The sequence below is a fragment of the Paucibacter sp. M5-1 genome (assembly GCF_027498415.2).
In the GTDB taxonomy this organism is placed as follows: Bacteria; Pseudomonadota; Gammaproteobacteria; order Burkholderiales; family Burkholderiaceae_C; genus Roseateles_E.
The window spans coordinates 3,640,047-3,661,977 of sequence record NZ_JAPZLM020000001.1 but is presented as its reverse complement, the minus strand read 5'-3'; the positions used below and the strand labels follow the sequence as shown (position 1 = coordinate 3,661,977).

Here is a 21,931-nt window from a genome sequence, read left to right as displayed (position 1 = left end):
GACGGCAGGCTTTTGCGCACCGGCTTGACGCAAGGCGCTCGCAAGGGCGGCAGGGAGCGGCCATTTTTGTGCGCCGCAACAAAGGGCTATTTGCGCTGGCAGGCCGGCGGATTGGTCATGCCGAAGGACAGCAGGTTGCCGCCGTTGATGGTGCAGCTGTATTCCTTGCCATCGCGGCCGCGCAGGATGGCATAGGTGTTGGTGCCCGAGGTGGTGCGCGACTGCAGCTTCAGATCGGCCGGTGCCAGGCCCAGGGTGCCAGCCGATTCGGCGATGACGCGTTCGTCGCTGAGCATATTGGTGCTGCCGGCGACCGTTGAGCAGCCGGCCATCTGCAGCAGCAGAAGGGTGGCGCCGGCGGCGAGTGTCAGTGAGCGTGCGAGGCGTGTTGTTTTCATGGGTTCGGAGACGTCCTGTTTGATGAGGGTGGATGCTGCAAGGCGAGCGCAAGCAGGCAGACGATCAGCAGCACCGAGTACTCCGAACCGTTGCGACCCAGGCCCACGACGAACCAGCCCGCCTGCGCATGCACCAGTGCAATACCCATGGCGTAAAGGCCGGCCAGCACCAGGCACAGCGGCGGCACCCAGCGGCCCAGCACCAGCAGCACGGGGCCGACGATCTCCAGACCGGTGATGCCTATGGCCAGCGCCATGCCGCCCGGCCAGCCCTGCCCCTGCAGCCAGAGGCCGAAGGGCTGGACCGCGCCGAACCAGGCCCGGGCCAGCCCATGCGCCGCGATCAGCCCCGCCAGCGTGAAGCGCAGCAGGGTCCAGGCCAGGGCCTGGCGTTGTTCGTGACGGAGCGGAAGCTGGGGCATGGGGTGGCGATGGGATACTGGTTCTATGCCTGTGTGACAGCTTTTGCATCATCTCAAGCAGGGTCTCATGGGAGCAAACGGAACTTCTTGATGCTCAGGCTTAATTTCATTTGGCCTGGCCACCAGCGATCGAGCACCGAGCTATGAACCCTCAACGCCTCCCCCCGCTGCCGGCGCTGCGCGCCTTCGAGGCCGCCGCCCGGCATATGAGCTTCGCGCGCGCGGCCAGCGAGCTGCATGTCACGCCCGCCGCGGTCAGCCACCAGATCAAGCAGCTGGAGCAGTGGCTGGGCCTGTCGCTGTTCCGGCGCAGCGCCAATGGCGTGCTGCTGACGGCCGCCGGCAGCGACTACGCGCTGCGCATCCGCGACGCCTTCGAGCGCCTGGTCAGCACCAGCTGCGCGGTGCGTGATCATCAGCAGCGGCCGGTGGTCAGGATTCGCACCCAGTTCAGCGTCGCCGCCCTGTGGCTGACGCCGCGCGTGGCGGCGCTGAGCCGCCAGCGCCCCGAAGTCGAGATCCGCCTGATCGCCGCGCTGCACCGCGCCAGCGGCGGCATGAACGCCGATATCGGCATCTACTTCCGGCGCGACGATCTGCCCGGCCACAGCCAGCTGCCGCTGCTGACCGGCCAGTTTCGCGCCTATGCGGCCCCGTCGCTGATCGGCCGCGCCCAGGACCTGCGGCCGGCCGATGTCGCGGCGCTGCCGCTGCTGCACCTCAGCGCCGAAGACCGGGGCTGGCCCTCACCGGGCTTTGCCGAGTGGTTCGAGCAGGCCGGCGTCGCGGTGCCGGCCGCGCTGCCCGGCCTGCGCTTCAATCTCGCCCATCTGGCGGCCTCGGCCTGCCTGCTGGGCGCCGGCGTGGCGCTGCTGCCGGACTATCTGTGCGGCGACGCGCTGCGCCAGGGCAGCCTGGTGCCCATCCCCGGCCCGGCCCTGGACGCGCCCCACCCCTACTTCCTGATGTGCAAGGACGAACCGGACGAGGCCGTGGCCTGGGTGCGCGATGCGTTGCTGCGCGATGCCAGCGACGCGGCGTCTCACTGCCAGCGCGCGCCCTGACGCAGAAGCTCGGCGATGCGGCCGCCGCTCTGCAGCTGGGCCAGGCCGGTATCGAAGGCCGCCGCCATGCGCTCGGTTTCCGTGCGGCCCCTGGCGAACACCGTGTACAGCGGCACCTCGCTGAGCGCCGGCTCCAGCCAGACCAGGCGGGCGGCCTGCTCGCGCAACTCGGTGTCGAGCAGATGGAAGGCCACGCCCTTGTCGATCAGGGCCAGCTCGACCCGGCCGGCCAGCAGCTTGCGCAGATTGGCCAGGTCGTCGACGGCCGGGTCCACCGTCAGCCGCGCGCGCTCGAAACGCTCGGGATTGGCATAGCCCAGCACCGTGCCGACGCGCAGGCCGGCCAGCTGCGAGAGCTCGTCGACCTTCAGGCCGCTGCCGGCGCGCGCCATGAAGCCGATCCGGTTGATCAGGCCCAGGTCACGCGGGAAGTGCATCGTGGCGGCCCGCTCGGCGCTGTGCCAGGTGCCGATCACGCCGTCGTGCAGGCCCTGGCGAAATTCCGACAGCGCCCGCGCCCAGGGCCGGAACGCCAGGCTCATGGTCCAGCCCGAGCGCTCCAGCGCCGCGCGGGTGATCGCGCAGGCGATGCCGCCCCCGGGCAGGGTGGCCGAGGTATAGGGCGGAAACTCGGTGGCCACCAGGCGGGCATGCGGCGGCGCACTGCGTGCCGCAGGCGGCAGCAACGCCGCACCGGCCGTCAGTGCCAGCGCCGCGATCTGCCGCAGGCCGTCCCGACGCGAACTACTCATCACACAATCCCCAACGATTTGTGCGGCAAGCGTAGCGGAAGTTGATGAAAGCTCGCGGTCAGCGCGCCACATCAAAGCGCCGGAAGCGGACCGATGCCACGAACCGGCTCACAAGGGCTCGACCGTCACCGCCACCTTGGGGTGCGCCTGGCCGCCGCGGATCACGCCGCGCAGCGGCGCGACATCGGCGTAGTCGCGGCCCCAGGCCAGCGTCACATGGTCCAGGCCCACGGGGATGTTGTTGGTCGGGTCCAGCGCCAGCCAGCCCTGCTCGGGGCACCAGACGGCCGCCCAGGCATGCGAGGCGTCGGCGCCGACCAGCTTGGTCTTGCCCTCGGGCGCGCGGGTCAGCAGATAGCCGCTCACATAGCGGGCCGCCAGGCCCAGCGAGCGGCAGGCGCCAATCATCACATGGGCAAAATCCTGGCAGACGCCGCGCTTGAGCGCCAGCGCCTCGGTCGCACGGGTGCCGACATGGGTGGCCAGCGGCTTGTAGGCGAACTGGCGGTAGATCAGCTGCATCAGCGCCAGCGCGCCCTCGGCCAGCGGCCGGCCGGGCCTGAAGGCCTGGCGGCCGAAGGCGGCCAGCGCGGCGTCGCGCGGCACGAATTCCGAGGCCAGCGTGAACTCCACCGCCTCGCTGCGCACCGCGCCGGCGTGGTAGCGCAGCGACTCGGCCACCGCTTCCCAGGCCGGGCTGGCCAGCGGATCGATGGGCGGCGGCGCGCTCAGTCCCACTTCGAAGCCGCTGCAGACCGCCAACCGCTCATGTACCTGGGCATGGCTGAACACCAGGCGCGCATTGCCCCAGGGGTCGGTGCTGAACAGCTCGGGCGGCACCTCCGCAGCCGGCCAGCCATCGGGCGCCGGCTCCACCGTTAGCCGCCAGCCGCGCACCTGTTGCTGCGCCGTGCTGCGCGGGCTCAGGCAGGCCAGGTGATGGGCCAGCTCGACCGGCGAGTCGTAGTCGTAGACGGTGTCGTGCTGGACCCGCAGCCAGCGCTCGGGGGCGGCGATCGCAGCGGTGCTGGGCGCGCTCATTGCCACACCCGCTGGTCGTGCGTGCCCACATGAGAGAACAGCTTGCGGCCCAGCGCCACCGACAGCGCCTGCGCCTGCTCGCTGCAGCCCTGCAGCTGGGCCACCAGCTCGGGGTAGGCGCCGGCGGCATCGGGCGTGCACAGGCGCTCCAGCAGCCATTCGTCGGGCTGCGGCAGCGGCGCGACGACCTCGGCGGCCCAGCCCAGCTCATGGCGCGCCAGCTTGACGAAGCGGCCACGCAGCGTGCGTGCGACCCAGGCCAGCGAGCGCGGGTTGTCGGTGTCTTGCACCAGCAGATGCAGCAGCGGCGGCACCTCGCGACGGGCCTGGAACTTGGCGCGGTAAGTCATCGTCGAATCGAACAGGCCCAGCAGGAGCATGAAACCCTCATCGCTGCGCTGCAGGCCGCGCTCGAAGCCGGCGGCCAGCGCATGGGCGAGAAAGTCCAGGCGCTCGACCTGGCGGCCGACGCTGAGCAGGCGCCAGCCGTCGTCGCGCGTCATGCGGTCGGTCTGGGCGCCGGTGATCGCGGCCAGATGGGTGGCGGCGCGCGCCAGCAGGCCCAGCGCATCGGCGCGCGGGTCGGCCGCGCCCTTGTCCAGCACCGCCTTCATATGCTGGCTGAAGTGGTCGCCGACCTCATGGATCAGTTTCCAGTGCTCGGTCGACAGGCGCTCGCGCAGGGTCTGGCCGCAGGACTGCAGGGCGCGCAGGTTCCAGGCCACGCTGGTCGAGGCCTTGGTGTCGGCCAGCGCATGCAGCAGCGAGCGCTCGAAGACGCGCGGCGCCTGCTCGGCCGCCGGCACGCTATCGCCGACCAGGCCATGGCGGCGCGCCAGCTCGTCGAGCAGCGGCAGCAGCTCGGCGGCGCGGTCGTCGCGCGCGGCGGTGGCCAGGGCCTCCAGGCTCAGCTTGGCCAGGCGCACGCTGTTCTCGGCCCGCTCGGTGTAGCGGCCCAGCCAGAACAGGTTCTCGGCCGAGCGGCTGGTGACGGTCCAGTGCGCGCCGGTCAGGTCGGCCGCGGTCAGGGGCTTGGGCAGCAGACTGGTGGTGTCGATCTCGTCCTCGGTGCGCACCCAGGTGTCGGCGCTGGCGCTGCCATTGCGCATCGACAGCCAGGGATCGGCGCCGCCGTCGCGCCGGCTCGCCACCCGGGTCAGCGCGCCGGGCATCACATGCCAGCTGCCGGCCCCGTCGGCCACCGCGAAAACACGCAGCACCGCATCGCGCGGCTGCAGGTGGCCGTCACGCCAGACCGGGGTTTCCGAGGGCCGCAGCCGCGCCTGCAGGGTATGGGCGGCCGGATCGGCGGCGATGCGGGCCCGCAGTGCGGCGCGCTCGCTGGCGCTCAGCGCGGCCACCGCCTTGGGCGCGAAGCCTTGGGTGGTCTCGCTGGCCGGAAAGGTCGGCGCGACCACATAGTCATCGAGCTGGTCCTCGTGGGCGCGCCAGGCGGCGTCCTCGCCGCACCACCAGGCCGTGGTGGCCGGCAGCAGCAGCTCCTCGCCCAGCAGCTCGCGGGCCACGGCTGGCCAGAAGCCGGCCAGGCCGGGGCTCTCCAGCCAGCCCGAGCCTGGCGCATTGGCCAGCACCACGCCCCCGGCGCGCAGCGCCTGCAGCAGGCCCGGCACGCCCAGCGTCGAATCGGAGCGCAGTTCCAGCGGGTCCAGGTAGTCGTCGTCAACCCGGCGCAAGAGCACATGGACCGGCTCCAGCCCGTGCAGCGTCTTCAGGAACACGCGGTTGTCGCGCACCGTCAGGTCACCGCCCTCGACCAGGCTGATGCCCAGATAGCGGGCCAGGAAGGCGTGCTCGAAATAGGTTTCGTTGTGCGGGCCCGGCGTCAGCAACGCGACGCGCGAGCGCTCGCCCTCGGGCGACAGCCGCATCAGCCCCTGCAGCAGGGCCTGGAAGCTGGCGCCGACGCGCTGCACCGAGAGCTCGCGGAAGGCCTCCGGGAACTGCTGGGCGATGATCAGCCGGTTTTCCAGCATATAGCCCAGCCCCGACGGCGCCTGCGTGCGCTGGCCCACCACCCACCACAGACCGTCCTCGCAGCGCGCCAGATCGAAGGCCACCACATGCAGGTGCACGCCGCCGGGCGGCTGGCAGCCGTGCATGGGGCGCAGGTACTGCGGATGGGCGAACACCAGCGAGGGCGGCAGCAGGCCGGCGTCGAGCAGGCGGCGCTCGCCATAGACATCGGCCAGGGTCTTGTTGAGCAGATGGGCGCGCTGGATCACGCCGCGCTCGATGCCCTGCCACTCGTCGGCATCGACCAGCATCGGCAGCAGCTCCAGCGGCCAGACCCGGGCCGAGGTCTCGCCCGACATGCCCTCGCTATAGACGTTGTAAGTGGCCCCATCCTCCTGGACGCGGCGCTGCACGCGGGCGGCGCGGGCCTCCAGATCCTGCCAGCCGGCCACGCCGGTGGCCTGGAAGAAGCGCTGCCACAGCGGCGCCATCTCCGCCGCGCCATTGCCGGCGGCGCTCAGGCGGCCACGCAGCTCGTCATGGTGGCCGGGTTTGCCGCGCAAGGCGGCGGCAGCGGCCAGGGCGACCGCATCGGGGAGGAGTTCGTCCTCGGGCAGCAGGCTGGATTGCTGCGCCCGGGCGCTGAAAAGACTGGAGGACATGTGCACATCATGCCCTGTGGGCGGCCCGCCTGGCAGCGGGGGCCGCCCATTCGGGTGTCGTCATGCTCAGCGACCGACCCGGCGCAGGTCCAGCGTGAACGGGAATTCCAGGCTGCGCTGCGGCGGCCGGGCGTCCACCGTGCCGGGCGTGTGGCCCAGCACCGAGAAGCGCGACAGGCGCCGGCTCTCGGCCTCGTAGCTGTTGACCGGCAGGGTCTCGTAGCTGAGGCCGCCCGGGTGCGCAACGTGGTACTGGCCGCCGCCCAGCGAGCGTTTCATCCAGGTGTCGACCAGATCGAAGGTCAGCGGCACATGGACGCCGATGGTCGGATGCAGGGCCGAGGGCGGGTGCCAGGCTCGGTAGCGCACGCCGGCCACATACTCGCCGACCCGGCCGGTGGGCTGCAGCGGCAGCGTGATGCCGTTGACGGTGACGCGGTGGCGCGGCTCGACCAGGCCCGTCACCTTGACCTCGATGCGCTCCAGCGAGGAGTCGACATAGCGCACCGTGCCACCGGCCGAGCCCTCCTCGCCCATCACATGCCAGGGCTCCAGCGCATTGCGCATCTCCAGATGCACGCCGGCCACGCTGATCTCGCCGGCCTTGGGGAAGCGGAACTCGTAATGCGGCGCGAACCACTGCGCATCGAAGCCGTAGCCGGCCAGACCCATATCCTCGATGACGTCGTCGAAATCCATCTTGACGAAACTGGGGAGCAGGAAGCGGTCATGCAGCTCGGTGCCCCAGCGCACCAGCGGCGCGCGGTAGGGTTCCTTCCAGAAGCGCGCCACCAGCGCGCGCAGCAGCAGCTGCTGGACGATGCTCATGCGCGCATGCGGCGGCATCTCGAAGGCGCGCAGCTCCAGCAGACCCAGGCGGCCGGTCGAGCTGTCGGGCGAGTAGAGCTTGTCGATGCAGAACTCGCTGCGATGGGTGTTGCCGGTCACATCGACCAGCACATTGCGCAGCGAGCGGTCCACCAGCCAGGGCGGCATCGCATCGCCATAGACCGCCTTGCTGCGCTCGATCTCGCCCAGCGCGATCTCGAGCTCGCGCAGCTGGTCGTTGCGGGCCTCGTCGACGCGCGGGGCCTGGCTGGTCGGGCCGATGAACATGCCCGAGAACAGATAGCTCAGGCTTGGATGGTTGTGCCAGTAGGCCAGCAAGGAGGCCAGCAGATCGGGCCGGCGCAGAAAGGGCGAGTCGGCCGGCGTGGCGCCGCCCATCACGAAATGGTTGCCGCCGCCGGTGCCGGTGTGGCGGCCATCGAGCATGAACTTCTCGGTCGAGAGCCGGGTCTTCCAGGCCGCGTCGTAGAGGAATTCGGTGTGCGCGACCAGCTCGCCCCAGTTGTGGGCGGGATGGATGTTGACCTCGATGACGCCGGGGTCGGGTGTGACCTGCAGCATCTTCAGGCGCGGGTCGCGCGGCGGCGGATAGCCCTCCAGCACGATCTTGACGCGCTGCGCGGCGGCCGTGGCCTCGACCGCGGCCAGCAGCTCCAGATAGTCCTCCAGTTTTTGCAGCGGCGGCATGAAGACATAGAGCACGCCGCTGGCCTGGCCGACCTTCTCCGCCTTCGGGCCGCTGGCGCGACGTGGGTCGCGCACCTCGACGCACAGCGCGCTGCGGGTGATCCAGTGGGCGCTCTGGAAGCGCTCGGGGCGCTGGCTCAGCGGCACGGCGCTGCCTGAGGCGGCAGATGCGGTTGGCGCGGCCGGCGGCAGCCCATGGCCCGGTGCCGGCCAGGCCGGGAAGGTCGGTGTCTGCGCGCGCAGCTGGGCAGCCGCCGGCAAGGCGTCGCGCGGCGCGAACGGGTCCTGCTCGATATGGAAGGGGAACTCCGCCTCGCTGACCCAGGGCAGCGAATCCAGCGGCAGGCGGTAGCCCATCGGCGAGTCGCCGGGGAACAGATACATGCGCTCGTCGCGGAAGAACCAGGGGCCGCTGACCCAGGGCGCGCCGGCCAGGCCGGGTGCATCGCCCTTCTTGATCGGCAGCACATAGCCGACCACATGGTCCAGGCCCTGGGCGAAGACGCGACGCAGCCGGCTGCGCCCCATCTCGTCGTCGAGCCTGGACTCGAAGGGGTCGACATTGACCGGCAGGCGGCGCTCACGCCACAGGTAATACCAGGTGTCCTCGTAGCCGGGCTGGACGAAGCCTTCATCCAGGCCCAGGCGCGCCGTCAGGCCCTGCATGAAGCGCTGGGCATCGGCGCTGGTGTAGGCGTGCGGATCGCGCTCGTCGGCGATCAGGGTCGGGTCTTGCCAGCAGGGCTCACCGTCGGCACGCCAGAAGATGGACAGCGCCCAGCGCGGCAGCTGCTCGCCCGGGTACCACTTGCCCTGGCCGAAATGAAGAAAGCCGCCCTGCCCGTATTCGGCGCGCAGGCGCTGCAGCAGGGCCTGGGCGTAGCTGCGCTTGGTCGGGCCCAACGCGTCGATATTCCATTCGGCGCCGTCACGGTCGTCGACCGAGACAAAGGTGGGCTCGCCGCCCATGGTCAGGCGCACATCGCCGGCCAGCAGATCCGCATCGACCTGCTCGCCGAGCTGCAGCACCTCGGTCCACTGTTCTTCGGTATAGGGCTTGGTAACGCGCGGCGACTCCCAGATGCGGGTGACGCTCATCTCATGGCCGAACTCGACCTCGCACTTGTCCACCGCGCCGCTGATCGGCGCGGCGCTGGAGGGCTGGGGCGTGCAGGCCAGCGGGATATGACCCTCGCCGGCGAACAGTCCGGATGTGGGATCCAGGCCCACCCAGCCGGCGCCGGGCAGGAAGACCTCGCACCAGGCATGCAGATCGGTGAAGTCGACCTCGGTGCCGCTGGGGCCGTCGAGCGCCTTCTGGTCGGGGGCCAGCTGGATCAGATAGCCGGAGACGAAGCGCGCAGCCAGGCCCAGATGGCGCATCAGCTGCACCATCAGCCAGCCCGAGTCGCGGCAGGAACCGGAGGCCTTGGCCAGCGTCTCCTCGGGCGTCTGCACGCCGGGCTCCATGCGTATCAGGTAGGAGATGTCCTGCTGCAGGCGCTGGTTCAGCATCACCAAAAAGTCGATGGTCGGCAGCGGCTCCCGGTCGATCCCGGCCAGATAGGCCGCGACCAGAGGCGTGGCTTCATCGGCGATCAGATAGGGCGCCAGCTCGGCGCGCTGCTCCGCTTCGTAAGTGAAGGGGAAGTGCTTGGCATGGGGTTCGAGGAAGAAGTCGAAGGGGTTGAACACCGACATCTCGGCCACCAGATCGACCGTGACCTTGAACTCGCGGGTCTGCTCCGGGAACACCAGGCGCGCCAGATAGTTGGCGAAGGGGTCTTGCTGCCAGTTGATGAAATGGCCCTCGGGCTCGACCCGCAGCGAGTACGAGAGGATGGGCGTGCGGCTGTGCGGCGCCGGACGCAGGCGCACGACCTGGGGGCCCAGGCTGATGCGCCGGTCATAGCGGTAATGCGTGACATGCTTGAGCGCGACGTGGATGGACAAGGCGATTCCTTTGAGGCTTTATGTGGGGGTCCGAGGCGCCGGTCAGGCCGCCGGCATCAGGAAGTCGCGGCTGATGCCCGCACCCAGTTCGCCGACGCGGTTCAGGAACTGATCAAGAAACTCGTGCATGCCGCCGGCCAGGATCTCGTCGATGCGGCCATAGGCCAGCTCGGCGTGCAGTCGCCCGGCCTGGCGCTGGGTCTCGCCGGAGTGTTCGTTGGCGACCCGGTCGAGGTTGTCGACCAGTCGCGACAGGCAATGGGCCAGCGAGCGGGGCATATTGCTGCGCAGTATCAGCAGCTCGGCCACCTTCTCGGGCTGGATCACATTGCTGTAGACCTTGCGGTAGATCTCGAAGGCCGAGACCGAGCGCAGGATGGCCGACCAGTGATAGAAATCGTAGGCGCTGCTGCCGGCGCCGCCCTCGGGCGCCTGGAACTTGACGTCCAGCAGCCGGGCCGTGTTGTCGGCCCGCTCCAGAAAGGAGCCGATGCGCAGAAAGTTGAAGGCCTCATCCTGCAGCATCGTGCCGACCGTGACCCCGCGCGACAGATGCGAGCGGAACTTGACCCACTCGAACAGCGCCGAGGGATCGCGCAGCAAGAGACCATCGGCGATCAGGCGCTTGAACTCCAGCCAGGTCTGGTTGGTGGTCTCCCAGGCCTCGGTGGTCAGCGCGCCTCGCACCGCGCGGGCGTTCTCGCGAGCCGCACGCAGGCAGCTGATGATGGACGAGGGGTTGCGCTCGTCGCGCACGATGAAGTCCTTGACCCGCTTGGCGTCGATCTCGCCATAGCGGTCCTGGTAGTCCTGGGTGAGCTCCGAGATTGACAAGAGAGCGCGCCAGCCCTGCTCGGCCACCTCGGGCGATTGCGGCAGCAGCGAGGTCTGGTAGTTGACGTCCAGCATGCGCGCGGTGTTCTCGGCCCGCTCCATATAGCGGGCCAGCCAGAACAGATGATCGGCGGTTCTTGACAGCATTGCTCAGTCCTCCAGGACCCAGGTGTCCTTGGTGCCACCGCCCTGGCTGCTGTTGACCACCAGCGAGCCCTCCTTCAGCGCCACCCGGGTCAGGCCACCCGGCACCATCTGCACCGTGCTGCCCGACAGCACAAAGGGTCGCAGATCAATATGACGGGGCGCTATGCCCGAGTCGACAAAGGTCGGGCAGGTGGACAGGCTCAGGGTCGGCTGGGCGATGTAGTTGGACGGCTTGGCCAGCAGCTGGGCGCGGAAGTCGGCAATCTCCTGCTGCGTGGCGGCCGGGCCGACCAGCATGCCGTAGCCGCCGGCGCCATGCACCTCCTTGACGACCAGCTCGCCCAGATGGTCCAGCACATAGGACAGGTCGTCCTTGTCGCGGCACAGATGGGTGGGCACATTGTTCAGGATGGGCTTCTCGCCCAGGTAGAACTCGACCATCTTGGGCACATAGGGGTAGATGGACTTGTCGTCGGCGATGCCGGTGCCCACCGCATTGGACAGGGTCACATTGCCGGCCTTGTAGGCGGCGATCAGGCCCGGGCAGCCCAGCGTGGAGTCGGCGCGGAAGACCTGGGGGTCGAGGAAGTCGTCATCGAGCCGGCGGTAGATCACATCGACCCGCTTCGGCCCGCGCGTCGTGCGCATGAAGACGCAGTCCTTGTCGACGAACAGGTCCTGGCCCTGCACCAGCTCGACGCCCATCTGCTGGGCCAGGAAGGCATGCTCGAAATAGGCCGAGTTGTACATGCCCGGCGTCAGCACGACCACGGTGGGATCGACCACGCCCTGCGGCGCCACGCTGCGCAGGGTCTCCAGCAGCAGGTCCGGGTAATGGGCGACCGGCGCGATGCGGTGCTGCGAGAACAGCTCGGGAAACAGCCGCATCATCATCTTGCGGTTTTCCAGCATGTAGGACACGCCGGAGGGCACGCGCAGATTGTCTTCGAGCACGTAGTAGCTGCCCGAGCCATCCGGGTTGGCGGCCCGCACGATGTCGACGCCGGCGATGTGCGAGTAGATGTTCTTGGGCACCGCCACGCCCATCATCTCGGGCCGGAACTGCGCATTGCGCAGGATCTGTTCGGCCGGCACGATGCCGGCCTTCAGGATGGCCTGCTCGTGATAGACATCGCGGATGAAGCGGTTCAGCGCGGTGACGCGCTGGCGCAGGCCGGCTTCGAGCTCGCGCCACTCATGGGCCGGGATCACGCGCGGGATCAGATCGAAGGGGATCAGGCGCTCGGTGCCCTCGCCGCCATCCTTGTCACCGTAGACCGCGAAGGTGATGCCGACACGGCGGAAGATCAGCTCCGCTTCCTCGCGCCGCGCATACATGGTCTCGACCGGCTGCTGGGCCAGCCAGCGTTCATAGGCCTGGTACTGCGGGCGCGCCCGGGCGTCGCCGCCATGCATCTCATCGAAACCGGATCTCATCGAGGCTCTCCTCTCCCGGGATACAGAGCAATAAGCGCACCAGCTTTGAGCCAGGGGCGATGCACCAAGAGCCGCTGCGGCGCGCCGTCGATGCACCAGGGCGGGGCGCGCCCGGTCAGTCAGGCGGCAGCCGCACTGGCACCAAGGATGCGCTCCAGCGCTGCGCCGAGACTGGCCACCGTGCGATCGGGCTGGTGCAGCTTGTCCAGGCCGAACAAGCCGATGCGGAAGGTCTTGAAGTCCGGGCCCTCGTCGCACTGCAGCGGCACGCCAGCGGCGCTCTGGACGCCTTCGGCCAGAAAGGCCTTGCCGCTGTGCAGGCCCTCGTGGTCGGTGAAGCTGACCACCACGCCCGGGGCCTGGAAGCCTTCGGCCGCGACGCTGCGCAAGCCCTTGGACTGCAAGAGCGCGCGCACCCGCTGGCCCAGTTCCAGTTGCTCGCTGCGCAGGCGCTCGAAGCCGTACTCACGCGTCTCCAGCATCACGTCCCGGGTGCGGGTCAGCGCATCGGTCGGCAAGGTGGCGTGATAAGCATGACCGCCGCCCTCGTAAGTCTCCATGATCTGCAGCCATTTCTTCAGATCGGCCGCGAAGCTGCTGCTGGTCGTGCCATCGATCTTCGCCCGCGCCCGTTCGCTGAGCATCACGAAAGCACAGCAGGGCGAGCCGCTCCAGCCCTTTTGCGGCGCGCTGATCAGCACATCGACGCCGGTGGCGGCCATGTCCACCCAAAGCGCGCCCGAGGCGATGCAGTCCAGCACGAAGAGCGCGCCGACCTCATGGGCCGCCTCGGCCACCGCGCGCAGATAGCTGTCGGGCAGCAGCAGGCCGGCGGCGGTCTCGACATGGGGCGCGAACACGATCTCGGGCCGCTCGGTGCGTATCGTCGCCACCACCTCCTCGATCGGCGCCGGCGCAAACGCCGCCTGCCGCGCGCTGGTGACAGGTCTTGCCTTCAGCACCCGCTGTTCGGCCGGGATCTTGCCCATCTCGAAGATCTGGGTCCAGCGGTAGCTGAACCAGCCATTGCGTATCACCAGGGTCTTGCGGCCGCTGGCGAACTGACGCGCTACCGCCTCCATGCCGAAAGTGCCGCTGCCCGGCACGACGATGGCCGAGCGGGCGCGATAGACCTCCTTCAGCACAGCGGAGATGTCCCGCATCACGCGCTGGAACTTCTGCGACATATGGTTCACCGCACGGTCGGTGAACACCACCGAGTATTCGAGCAGACCGTCGGGGTCGACGTCGGGGAGCAATCCGGGCATGGCATGTCCTCGCAGCATACGGATGGGCAGGCCAGCTTATCACCGAGCAACCGGCGCTCTGCTAGGCTCATTCATCCTGCGTAAACACCGGGAGTTCCCCCATGTCCCCCAGAATCCTTTTGCGCCATATGCTGCCCCTGTTGGGTGCAGCTTTGCTGTTGTCCGGCTGCGCGTCGGGCGGCGGCGCCAGCGCCTCCGTCGGCGGCACTGCCACCTATCGCGAGCGCATGATGCTGCCCCCGGGCGCCGTGTTCGAGGCCAGGCTGCTCGATGTGTCGCTGGCCGACGCACCGTCCGTGACGGTGGGCAGCACGCGCGTCGTCGACCCGCGCGTGCCGCTGAGTTTCTCGATTGCCTATGACCCGGCCCGCATCCAGGCCCGCCACCGCTACATCGTCAGCGCCTCGATCCGGCTCAATGAGCAGCTGCTGTTCATCACCGACACCGCCCACCCGGTGCTTGGCGACAGCGGCGTGCAGCAGGTCGAGCTGTTGCTCAAGCGGGTGGAGCCGGCGCGGCCGTAGGCGCGGGCAGGCCCAGGCCTGTCATCCGCGCCCCACTGCGGTGGCGGATGCCGCAAGGCAGAATCCCGCCCATGCCCGAGGCCAGCCCCGCCACCCCCACCAGCGCATCCAAGCCCAAATCCGCCCCGCAAAAGGCCATGGAGAAGCTGGGCCTCGTGCGCGATATCGACCTGGCGCTGCATCTGCCGCATCGCTACGAGGACGAGACCCGCATCACGCCGATCGCCGAGGCGCGCGAGGGCGAGACGGTGCAGTGCGAGGGGGTGGTGATCGAGTGCCGGGTCGAACTGCGCGGGCGGCGTTCGCTGCTGGTGAAGATGGCAGATGACAGCGGCGAATGGCTGCTTCTGCGCTTCATCCACTTCTACCCCTCGCATCAGAAGACCATGGCCGAGGGCAACCGGCTGCGGGTGCGCGGCGAGCTGCGTGGCGGCTTCTTCGGGCGCGAGATGGTGCACCCGAGCTTCAAGGCGGTCAGCGAGGACACCCCGCTGGCGCAAAGCCTGACCCCCGTCTACCCCAGCAGCGCCAGCCTGCCCCAGGTCTATCTGCGCAAGGCCGTGGCTTCGGGCCTGAAGCGGGCCGCGCTGGAGGAGCTGCTGCCGCCCGGCACGGTGCCGGCCCGGCTGCCCAGCCTGCGCGAGGCGCTGGACTTTCTGCATCACCCGCCACCGGCCGCGAGCCTGAGCACGCTGGAAGACCACAGCCACCCGGCCTGGCAGCGACTGAAGTTCGAGGAGCTGCTGGCTCAGCAGCTGAGCCAGCAGCGCGCCCAGCGCGAGCGGGCCCGGCTGAGAGCCCCGGCACTGCGGGCCGCGCGCGGCGGTCTGCATGAGCGGCTGCTGGCCACCCTGCCCTTTGGCCTGACCGGCGCGCAGCAGCGCGTCGGCGAGGAGATCGCGCAAGACCTGGCACGCCCCGCCCCGATGCACCGCCTGCTGCAGGGCGATGTCGGCTCGGGCAAGACCGTGGTGGCCGCGCTGGCGGCGGCGGTGGCCATCGACGCCGGCTGGCAGTGCGCGCTGATGGCGCCGACCGAGATCCTGGCCGAACAGCATTTCAAGAAACTGCTCGGCTGGCTGGAACCGCTGGGCCTGAAGGTCGCCTGGCTGACCGGCAGCGTCAAGGGCAAGGCGCGGCAGAAGATGCTGGATGCGGCGGCGTCCGGAGAAGCCCAGCTGGTGATAGGCACCCATGCGGTGATCGAGGACAAGGTGCAGTTCAAGAAATTGGGCCTGGCCATCATCGACGAGCAGCACCGCTTCGGCGTCGCGCAGCGATTAGCCTTGCGCAAAAAGCTGGCCTCGCAGGCACTGGAGCCGCACCTCTTGATGATGAGCGCGACACCTATACCGCGCACGCTGGCGATGACTTACTTCGCCGACCTCGATGTCTCCACCATCGACGAGCTGCCGCCCGGCCGCACACCCATCGTCACCAAGGTGTTCGCCGACAGCAAGCGTGACAACGTGATCGCCAAGATCCGCGACGAGGTGGCCAAGGGGGCCCAGGTCTACTGGGTCTGCCCGCTGATCGAGGAGTCGGAGACGCTGGACCTGAAGAACGCGACCGAGACCCATGCCGAGCTGAGCGCCGCGCTGGAGGGCAAGGTCGTGGGCCTGCTGCACGGCCGCATGGCACCTAGCGAGAAGGCGGCGGTGATGGCGCAGTTCAGCGCCGGGCAGATGAGCGTGCTGGTGGCGACCACGGTGATCGAGGTCGGTGTCGATGTGCCCAACGCCAGCCTGATGGTGATCGAGCATGCCGAGCGTTTCGGCCTGAGCCAGCTGCACCAGCTGCGCGGCCGCGTCGGCCGGGGCGCGGTGGCCAGCGTCTGCGTGCTGCTCTACACCGGCCCGCTGTCGCCCACGGGCAAGGACCGGCTGCGCGCGATGGCCGAGACCAATGACGGCTTCGAGATCGCGCGCCGCGACCTCGACATCCGCGGCCCAGGCGAGTTCATGGGCGCGCGCCAGAGCGGCGCCGAGCTCCTGCGCTTCGCCGATCTGCAGGAGGACGCGCCGCTCTTGAAGGCGGCGCGCGAACTGGCGCCCCAGCTGCTGGACCGCCACCCGGAGGCGGCGAGCCGGCAGGTGGAGCGCTGGCTGGGCTCGAAGGCGGAGTTTCTGAAGGCCTGAGTGCGCTCAGGTAAATAAATATTGCTGGGTGATTTCTCTACAAACGACCTCGCTACACTCCGGCCACTTTCAAACACCCCCACGATCATGAAATCTGTGCTCTCCCGTCGCCCGGTTCTCGCGCTGAGCTTTGCCACCCTGCTGGGCCTGAGTGCCTGTGGTGGTGGTGGCGGCGACGCCGGCGAACCTGTCGGCAGCTGGGCCGAAGTGTCCGGCTCCTCCGCCATCACCGCGCTGAAAACCACCGACACCACGGTGGGCACCGGCATCGAGGCCACCGCCGGCAAGAAGCTGACCGTGCACTACACCGGCTGGCTTTATGACAAGCGCGTCACCGCCAACCAGAAGGGCACGCAGTTCGACAGCTCGGTGGGCAAGACGCCATTTGTCTTCACACTGGGCGCGGGCGCCGTCATCAAGGGCTGGGATCAAGGCTTCAACGGCATGAAGGTGGGCGGTAAACGCACCTTGCTGCTGCCGGCATCGCTGGGCTATGGCGCCAACGGCTCCGGCACGGCCATTCCGTCCAATGCCGCGCTGATCTTTGAAGTCGAACTGGTGGGCGTCCAGTAAGAAGCACGCAAACGCCGCCGGGGGCGGTCAGAACTCCAGGTTGTCGATCAACCTCGTCTGCCCCAGCCGGGCGGCTGCCAACGCCACCAGCGGCTGCCCTTCGGCCGGCGCACCCAGATCGACGCGGCGGCGCAGCACCAGATAGTCGGGCGCCCAGCCGGCTGCCTGTAGCGTCGCCATCGCCTCGGCCTCGATGGCGGCGACATCGCGCTCGCCGCCCTGCCAGCGCGCGATCATGGCCTTCAGCGTGCGGCTCAGGCGCAAGGCCTCCTCGCGTTCGGCCTCGCTGAGATAACCGTTGCGTGAGGACAGGGCCAGGCCCTGTTCGCTGCGCGTGGTCTCGCCGGCCAGGATCTCGATGGGCAGGGCCAGCTGGGCCACCATGCGGCGCAGCACCATCAGCTGCTGATAGTCCTTCTTGCCGAACACCGCCCAGCGCGGCTGCACGATGTTGAACAGCTTGGCCACGACGGTGCAGACGCCGGTGAAGAAGCCGGGGCGGAAATGGCCTTCGAGGATGTCGGCCAGCTCTGCCGGCGGCTGCACCTTGTAGCCCTGCGGCTCGGGGTAGAGCTCGGCCTCGTCGGGCGCAAACACATAGTCGCAACCAGCGCTTTCGAGCAGCTCGGCATCGCGCGCCAAGGTGCGCGGGTAGCGGTCGAAGTCCTCGTGCGGCGCGAACTGCAGGCGGTTGACGAAGATGCTGGCCACCACCGGGCCGTCCTGCGAGGCCGCCTTGGCCTGGCGCACCAGGGACAGATGGCCCTCATGCAGATTGCCCATCGTCGGGACAAAGGCGTTGGGGCGGCCGACCAGCGCCTGGCGCAGCTCCGCGATGGTGTGAATGACTTGCATCGCGCTCAATCAATAGCTGTGGAGTTGGTTGTCGGGAAAGGTCTGCGCCTTGACCTCGGCCACATAGCGGCCCACCGCGTCCTGGATCGAGGCCGCGCCGGCCATGAAGTTCTTGACGAAGCGGGGCCGACGGCCCGGCGTGACGTCCAGCATATCGTGCAGCACCAGCACCTGGCCCGAACAGCCGACGCCGGCACCGATGCCTATCACCGGCACGGGCGAGGCGGCCGTGATCTCGGCGGCCAGCGTGGCCGGCACCATCTCGTAGAGCAGCATGGCCGCGCCGGCCTCGACCAGTTCCTGCGACTCGCGCTTGATGCGCGCGGCGCCGGCCTCGTCGCGCCCCTGCACCTTGAAACCGCCCAGCGCGTTGACGGTCTGCGGCGTGAAACCCAGATGGGCGCAGACCGGAATGCCGCGCTCGCTGAGAAAACGCACCGTCTCCACCGTCCAGCCGCCGCCCTCCAGCTTGACCATCTGAGCACCGGCCTTGACCAGGGCGGCGGCGCTCTTCCAGGCCTCTTCCTTTGACGCGTGGTAGCTGTCGAAAGGCAGATCGGCCAGCACCCAGGCCGTCTTGACGCCACGCCGCACACAGGTGGTGTGGTAGACCATGTCCTCCAGGCTGACCGGTGCGGTCGAGCCGCGGCCCTGCAGCACATTGCCCAGCGAGTCGCCGATCAGGAGGATGTCCACGCCGGCGCCGTCCAGCAGGCTCGCAAAAGCCGCGTCATAGCAGGTCAGCATCGCGATCTTCTCGCCGTCGGCGTGCATCTGCTGGAGGCGGGGCAGGCTCAGGGGTTTGCGCTCGGTACTCATGGTTTGTGCGATTGGCGAATGCCCGCAGGGCGCAGGCGGGCGCAGTGTAGCGGGGTCGGCCATCTCCACAGAACCGGTCAAGGCAATGTAGGCTTCGCCCTTGATAGGAGAAAACAATGACCCTGACCGAGCTGCGCTACATCGTCGCGGTCGCCCGCGAACGGCATTTCGGCCGCGCCGCCGAGGCTTGCCATGTGTCCCAGCCGACGCTGAGCGTCGCGATCAAGAAGCTGGAGGAGGAGCTGGACGTCAAGATCTTCGAGCGCGGCGCCGCCGAGGTCACGGTGACGCCGCTGGGCGAGGACATCGTGCGCCAGGCCCAGTCGGTGATCGAGCAGGCCAGCGCAATCAAGGAGATCGCCAAGCGTGGCAAGGACCCGCTGGCCGGCGCGCTGCGCCTGGGGCTGATCTACACGATAGGCCCCTATCTGCTGCCCCAGCTGGTCAAGAGCGTGATCGCGCACTACCCGCAGATGCCGCTAATGCTGCAGGAGAACTTCACCGTCAAGCTCTTGGAAATGCTGCGCACCGGCGAACTCGACTGCGCCATCATGGCCGAGCCCTTTCCCGACACCGGCCTGGCGATCGCGCCGCTCTACGACGAGCCCTTTGTGATCGCCGTGCCGGCCAGTCACCCCTTTGCCCAGCGCCCCTCGATCAGCTCGCAGGAGCTCAAGAGCGAGACCATGCTGCTGCTGGGCACCGGCCACTGCTTTCGCGACCATGTGCTGGAGGTCTGCCCCGAGTTCGCGCGCTTCTCCAGCGATGCCGAGGGCATACGCAAGAGCTTCGAGGGCAGCTCGCTGGAGACCATCAAGCATATGGTGGCCTCGGGCATGGGGGTCACCGTGGTGCCGGGCCTGAGCGTGCCCAAGGAGCCGCAGACCCATCTGCGCTTCGTCCCCTTCGCCGACCCGGTGCCGAGCCGCCGCGTCGTGCTGGCCTGGCGCCGCACCTTCACCCGCTACGAGGCCATCGCGGCGCTGCGCAATGCGATTTATGACTGCGCGCTGGACGGGGTGACACGGCTGTCCTGACTCTAAAGGGGCTTGAAGCGGCCGCGCCGTCCGGCGAACATGGGTATCGCCTGGAGAAGTTTGTTTTAGCTATCGCCGACTTTGATTCAAACAAATTGATCTATTGGTAGCCGAAATTTAGTCTTCTCCCTTCCATTCCAGCCACGGCTGGCCACACCCGAGGAGATAAGCCATGACCAGTGAAGCGAACAAGTGCCCCTTCCACCATGCTGCCGGCGGCGGCACGACGAACAAGGACTGGTGGCCCAACCAGCTGCGCGTCGATCTGCTGAACCAGCATTCCAGCAAGTCCGACCCGCTGGGCGAAACCTTCAACTACGCCGAAGAATTCAAGAAGCTCGACTACAAGGCGCTGAAGGCCGATCTGGTCAAGCTGATGACCGACAGCCAGGACTGGTGGCCGGCCGATTTCGGCCACTACGGCCCGCAGATGATTCGCATGGCCTGGCACTCGGCCGGCACCTACCGCACGCTCGACGGCCGCGGCGGCGGCGGCCGCGGCCAGCAGCGCTTCGCCCCGCTGAACTCCTGGCCCGACAACGTCAATATCGACAAGTCGCGCCGCCTGCTGTGGCCGATCAAGCAGAAGTACGGCCAGAAGATCTCCTGGGCCGACCTCTTCATCCTGGCCGGCAATGTGGCGCTGGAGTCGATGGGCTTTCGCACCTTCGGCTTCGCCGGCGGCCGCGCCGATGTCTGGGAACCGGACATGGACGTCAACTGGGGCGCCGAGAGCACCTGGCTGGCCACCGACAAGCGCTTCCACGGTGATCGCGAGCTGGACGCCAACCTCGGCGCCACCCATATGGGCCTGATCTATGTGAACCCCGAGGGCCCCAATGCCAGCGGCGATTACATGGCCGCCGCCAAGGACATCCGCGCCACCTTCTACCGCATGGCGATGGACGACGAGGAGATCGTCGCGCTGATCGCCGGCGGCCACACCTTCGGCAAGGCCCATGGCGCCGCCCCCGAATCGCACAAAGGCCCCGAGCCCGAGGGTGCCGGCATCGAGGCCCAGGGCCTGGGCTGGAACAGCAACTTCGGGCAAGGCCACGGCAAGGACACCGTCTCCAGCGGCCTCGAAGTGACCTGGACCACGACCCCGGCGCAGTGGGGCAACAACTTCTTCGAGAACTTGTTCAAGTTCGAGTGGGAGCTGGAGAAGAGCCCCGCCGGTGCCAAGCAGTGGGTGGCCAAGGACGCGCCGGACATCATTCCGGACGCCCATGTGCCGGGCAAGTTCCACAAGCCCAAGATGCTGACCACCGACCTGACGATGCGCTTCGACCCCGAGTTCGGCAAGATCTCCAAGCGCTTCCTGGAAGACCCGCAGGCCTTTGCCGAGGCCTTCGCCCGCGCCTGGTTCAAGCTGACCCACCGCGATATGGGCCCGAAGGCCCGCTACCTCGGCCCCGAGGTGCCGAAGGAAGACCTGATCTGGCAAGACCCGCTGCCGGCCGCCACGCACAACCCGTCCGCAGCGGACATCGCCGAGCTGAAGACCAAGATCGCGGCCTCCGGCCTGTCGATCAGCGAGCTGGTGTCGGTGGCCTGGGCCTCGGCATCGACCTTCCGTGGCGGTGACAAGCGTGGCGGCGCCAATGGCGCGCGCCTGGCCCTGGCACCGCAGAAGGACTGGGAAGTGAACCGGCGCGCCATCGCCGCCCTGCCCACCCTGGTCGAGATCCAGAAGGCCTCGGGCAAGGCCTCGCTGGCCGATGTGATCGTGCTGGCCGGCAGCGTCGGCCTCGAGCAGGCGGCCAAGGCGGCCGGCGTCGCGGTCGAGGTGCCGTTCGCGCCGGGTCGGGTCGATGCCACGCAGGAACAGACCGATGTCGAGTCCTTCGCGCTGATGGAGCCGCTGGCCGATGGTTTCCGCAACTACAAGAAGGGCAAGATCGGCGCGGCCACCGAGGCGCTGCTGATCGACCGGGCCCAGCTGCTGACGCTGACCGCGCCGGAGCTGACCGCCCTGGTCGGAGGCCTGCGCGTGCTCGGGGCCAATGCCGACGGCAGCAAGCACGGCGTGTTCACCGAGCAGGTCGGCGTGCTGAGCAATGTCTTCTTCGTCAACCTGCTCGATATGAGCACCGAGTGGAAGGCGGTCGATGGCGAGGGCGAGCTGTTCGAAGGCCGGGACCGCAAGACCGGCGCGGTCAGGTACAGCGGCACCCGCAACGATCTGGTGTTCGGCTCCAACTCGGTGCTGCGCGCCTATGCCGAGGTCTACGCCAGCGCGGACGGCCAGCAGAAGTTTGTCGCCGACTTCGTCGCCGCCTGGACCAAGGTGATGAACCTGGACCGCTTCGATCTGGCGTGATCGCGCGGCGTTGCTGAGAGAACCTGGGGTGGGCCTGGCCCACCCCTTTTGAGAGAGGACATGATGATGCTGAAGAAGGGACGAACCCTGCTGGGCCTGGCCGTGACGCTGGGCGGCACCGCCTTGAACGCGCAATACCTGGTCGAATGGATGCGGCATAGCAATATCTGACCC

The 21,931-nt window shown here is 68.5% G+C and carries 17 protein-coding genes; 6 read left to right on the top strand and 11 right to left on the bottom strand.

Going from position 1 to position 21,931, the window contains the following annotated elements:
• Window positions 1-86: 86 nt before the first annotated feature.
• Together O5M90_RS17220 and O5M90_RS17215 are read right to left on the bottom strand one after the other, a co-directional pair.
• A complete protein-coding gene (locus O5M90_RS17220) occupies window positions 87-398 on the bottom strand; it encodes a hypothetical protein (protein ID WP_137944274.1) in 312 nt (103 codons plus the stop codon).
• Window positions 395-820 carry a DoxX family protein gene (locus O5M90_RS17215; RefSeq protein WP_269839705.1) on the bottom strand — a complete coding sequence of 142 codons (426 nt, stop codon included), beginning with the start codon at window positions 818-820 and terminating at the stop codon, window positions 395-397. Before O5M90_RS17215 ends, O5M90_RS17220 begins: the two co-directional genes overlap by 4 nt.
• 143 nt (window positions 821-963) lie before the next feature.
• On the opposite strand from O5M90_RS17215, the gene O5M90_RS17210 reads away from it, so the two are divergent.
• The gene (locus O5M90_RS17210; protein ID WP_272645821.1) at window positions 964-1,884 is read left to right on the top strand and encodes a LysR substrate-binding domain-containing protein; all 921 of its coding nucleotides are present in this window, start codon (window positions 964-966) and stop codon (window positions 1,882-1,884) included.
• Here O5M90_RS17210 and O5M90_RS17205 read toward each other — a convergent pair.
• The 7 genes from O5M90_RS17205 to O5M90_RS17175 all read right to left on the bottom strand — a co-directional run bounded on the left by O5M90_RS17205 (window position 1,863) and on the right by O5M90_RS17175 (window position 13,488).
• The gene (locus O5M90_RS17205) at window positions 1,863-2,636 is read right to left on the bottom strand and encodes a substrate-binding periplasmic protein (protein WP_269839704.1); all 774 of its coding nucleotides are present in this window, start codon (window positions 2,634-2,636) and stop codon (window positions 1,863-1,865) included. The two genes, O5M90_RS17210 and O5M90_RS17205, sit on opposite strands and share 22 nt — an antisense overlap.
• Window positions 2,637-2,744: 108 nt before the next feature.
• The gene (locus O5M90_RS17200; RefSeq protein WP_269839703.1) at window positions 2,745-3,677 is read right to left on the bottom strand and encodes a transglutaminase family protein; all 933 of its coding nucleotides are present in this window, start codon (window positions 3,675-3,677) and stop codon (window positions 2,745-2,747) included.
• A complete protein-coding gene (locus O5M90_RS17195) occupies window positions 3,674-6,313 on the bottom strand; it encodes a circularly permuted type 2 ATP-grasp protein (RefSeq protein ID WP_269839702.1) in 2,640 nt (879 codons plus the stop codon). The genes O5M90_RS17200 and O5M90_RS17195 overlap by 4 nt, the downstream gene beginning before the upstream one ends.
• Before the next feature lie 66 nt (window positions 6,314-6,379).
• Window positions 6,380-9,802 (bottom strand): transglutaminase family protein, encoded by a 3,423-nt coding sequence (locus O5M90_RS17190; RefSeq protein WP_269839701.1) that lies wholly within the window; start codon window positions 9,800-9,802, stop codon window positions 6,380-6,382.
• A 42-nt stretch (window positions 9,803-9,844) separates the two neighbouring features.
• The gene (locus O5M90_RS17185; protein ID WP_262972106.1) at window positions 9,845-10,783 is read right to left on the bottom strand and encodes an alpha-E domain-containing protein; all 939 of its coding nucleotides are present in this window, start codon (window positions 10,781-10,783) and stop codon (window positions 9,845-9,847) included.
• Window positions 10,784-10,786: 3 nt separating this feature from the next.
• Window positions 10,787-12,220, bottom strand: a complete 1,434-nt coding sequence (locus tag O5M90_RS17180) for a circularly permuted type 2 ATP-grasp protein (RefSeq protein ID WP_269839700.1) — start codon at window positions 12,218-12,220, stop codon at window positions 10,787-10,789.
• Window positions 12,221-12,339: 119 nt separating this feature from the next.
• Window positions 12,340-13,488: an aminotransferase class V-fold PLP-dependent enzyme gene (locus O5M90_RS17175; RefSeq protein ID WP_269839699.1), complete on the bottom strand. Its 1,149-nt coding sequence runs from the start codon at window positions 13,486-13,488 to the stop codon at window positions 12,340-12,342.
• 101 nt (window positions 13,489-13,589) lie between these two features.
• Here O5M90_RS17175 and O5M90_RS17170 point away from each other — a divergent pair, with 101 nt between their 5' ends.
• The 3 genes from O5M90_RS17170 (at window position 13,590) to O5M90_RS17160 (ending at window position 16,723) form a co-directional block, all read left to right on the top strand.
• The gene (locus O5M90_RS17170; protein ID WP_269839698.1) at window positions 13,590-14,012 is read left to right on the top strand and encodes a YbaY family lipoprotein; all 423 of its coding nucleotides are present in this window, start codon (window positions 13,590-13,592) and stop codon (window positions 14,010-14,012) included.
• A 71-nt stretch (window positions 14,013-14,083) separates the two neighbouring features.
• Window positions 14,084-16,150, top strand: a complete 2,067-nt coding sequence (recG, locus tag O5M90_RS17165; protein ID WP_269839697.1) for an ATP-dependent DNA helicase RecG — start codon at window positions 14,084-14,086, stop codon at window positions 16,148-16,150.
• Between the two features lie 225 nt (window positions 16,151-16,375).
• Window positions 16,376-16,723, top strand: coding sequence for an FKBP-type peptidyl-prolyl cis-trans isomerase (locus O5M90_RS17160; RefSeq protein ID WP_440402516.1), 348 nt, complete (start codon window positions 16,376-16,378; stop codon window positions 16,721-16,723).
• A gap of 27 nt (window positions 16,724-16,750) precedes the next feature.
• Here the strand turns inward: O5M90_RS17160 and panC are convergent, their stop codons facing one another.
• Both panC and panB read right to left on the bottom strand, forming a co-directional pair.
• Entirely contained in the window at window positions 16,751-17,578 is an 828-nt protein-coding gene (gene panC, locus O5M90_RS17155) for a pantoate--beta-alanine ligase (protein WP_269839696.1), read from the bottom strand.
• A 9-nt stretch (window positions 17,579-17,587) separates the two neighbouring features.
• Window positions 17,588-18,478 (bottom strand): 3-methyl-2-oxobutanoate hydroxymethyltransferase, encoded by an 891-nt coding sequence (gene panB / locus O5M90_RS17150; protein WP_440402206.1) that lies wholly within the window; start codon window positions 18,476-18,478, stop codon window positions 17,588-17,590.
• Between the two features lie 35 nt (window positions 18,479-18,513).
• On the opposite strand from panB, the gene O5M90_RS17145 reads away from it, so the two are divergent.
• Both O5M90_RS17145 and katG read left to right on the top strand, forming a co-directional pair.
• Window positions 18,514-19,434 carry a LysR substrate-binding domain-containing protein gene (locus tag O5M90_RS17145; RefSeq protein WP_137944289.1) on the top strand — a complete coding sequence of 307 codons (921 nt, stop codon included), beginning with the start codon at window positions 18,514-18,516 and terminating at the stop codon, window positions 19,432-19,434.
• Between the two features lie 172 nt (window positions 19,435-19,606).
• Complete coding sequence (gene katG, locus O5M90_RS17140) at window positions 19,607-21,757, top strand: catalase/peroxidase HPI (protein ID WP_269839694.1); 2,151 nt, start codon at window positions 19,607-19,609, stop codon at window positions 21,755-21,757.
• The last annotated feature ends 174 nt before the right edge of the window (window positions 21,758-21,931 follow it).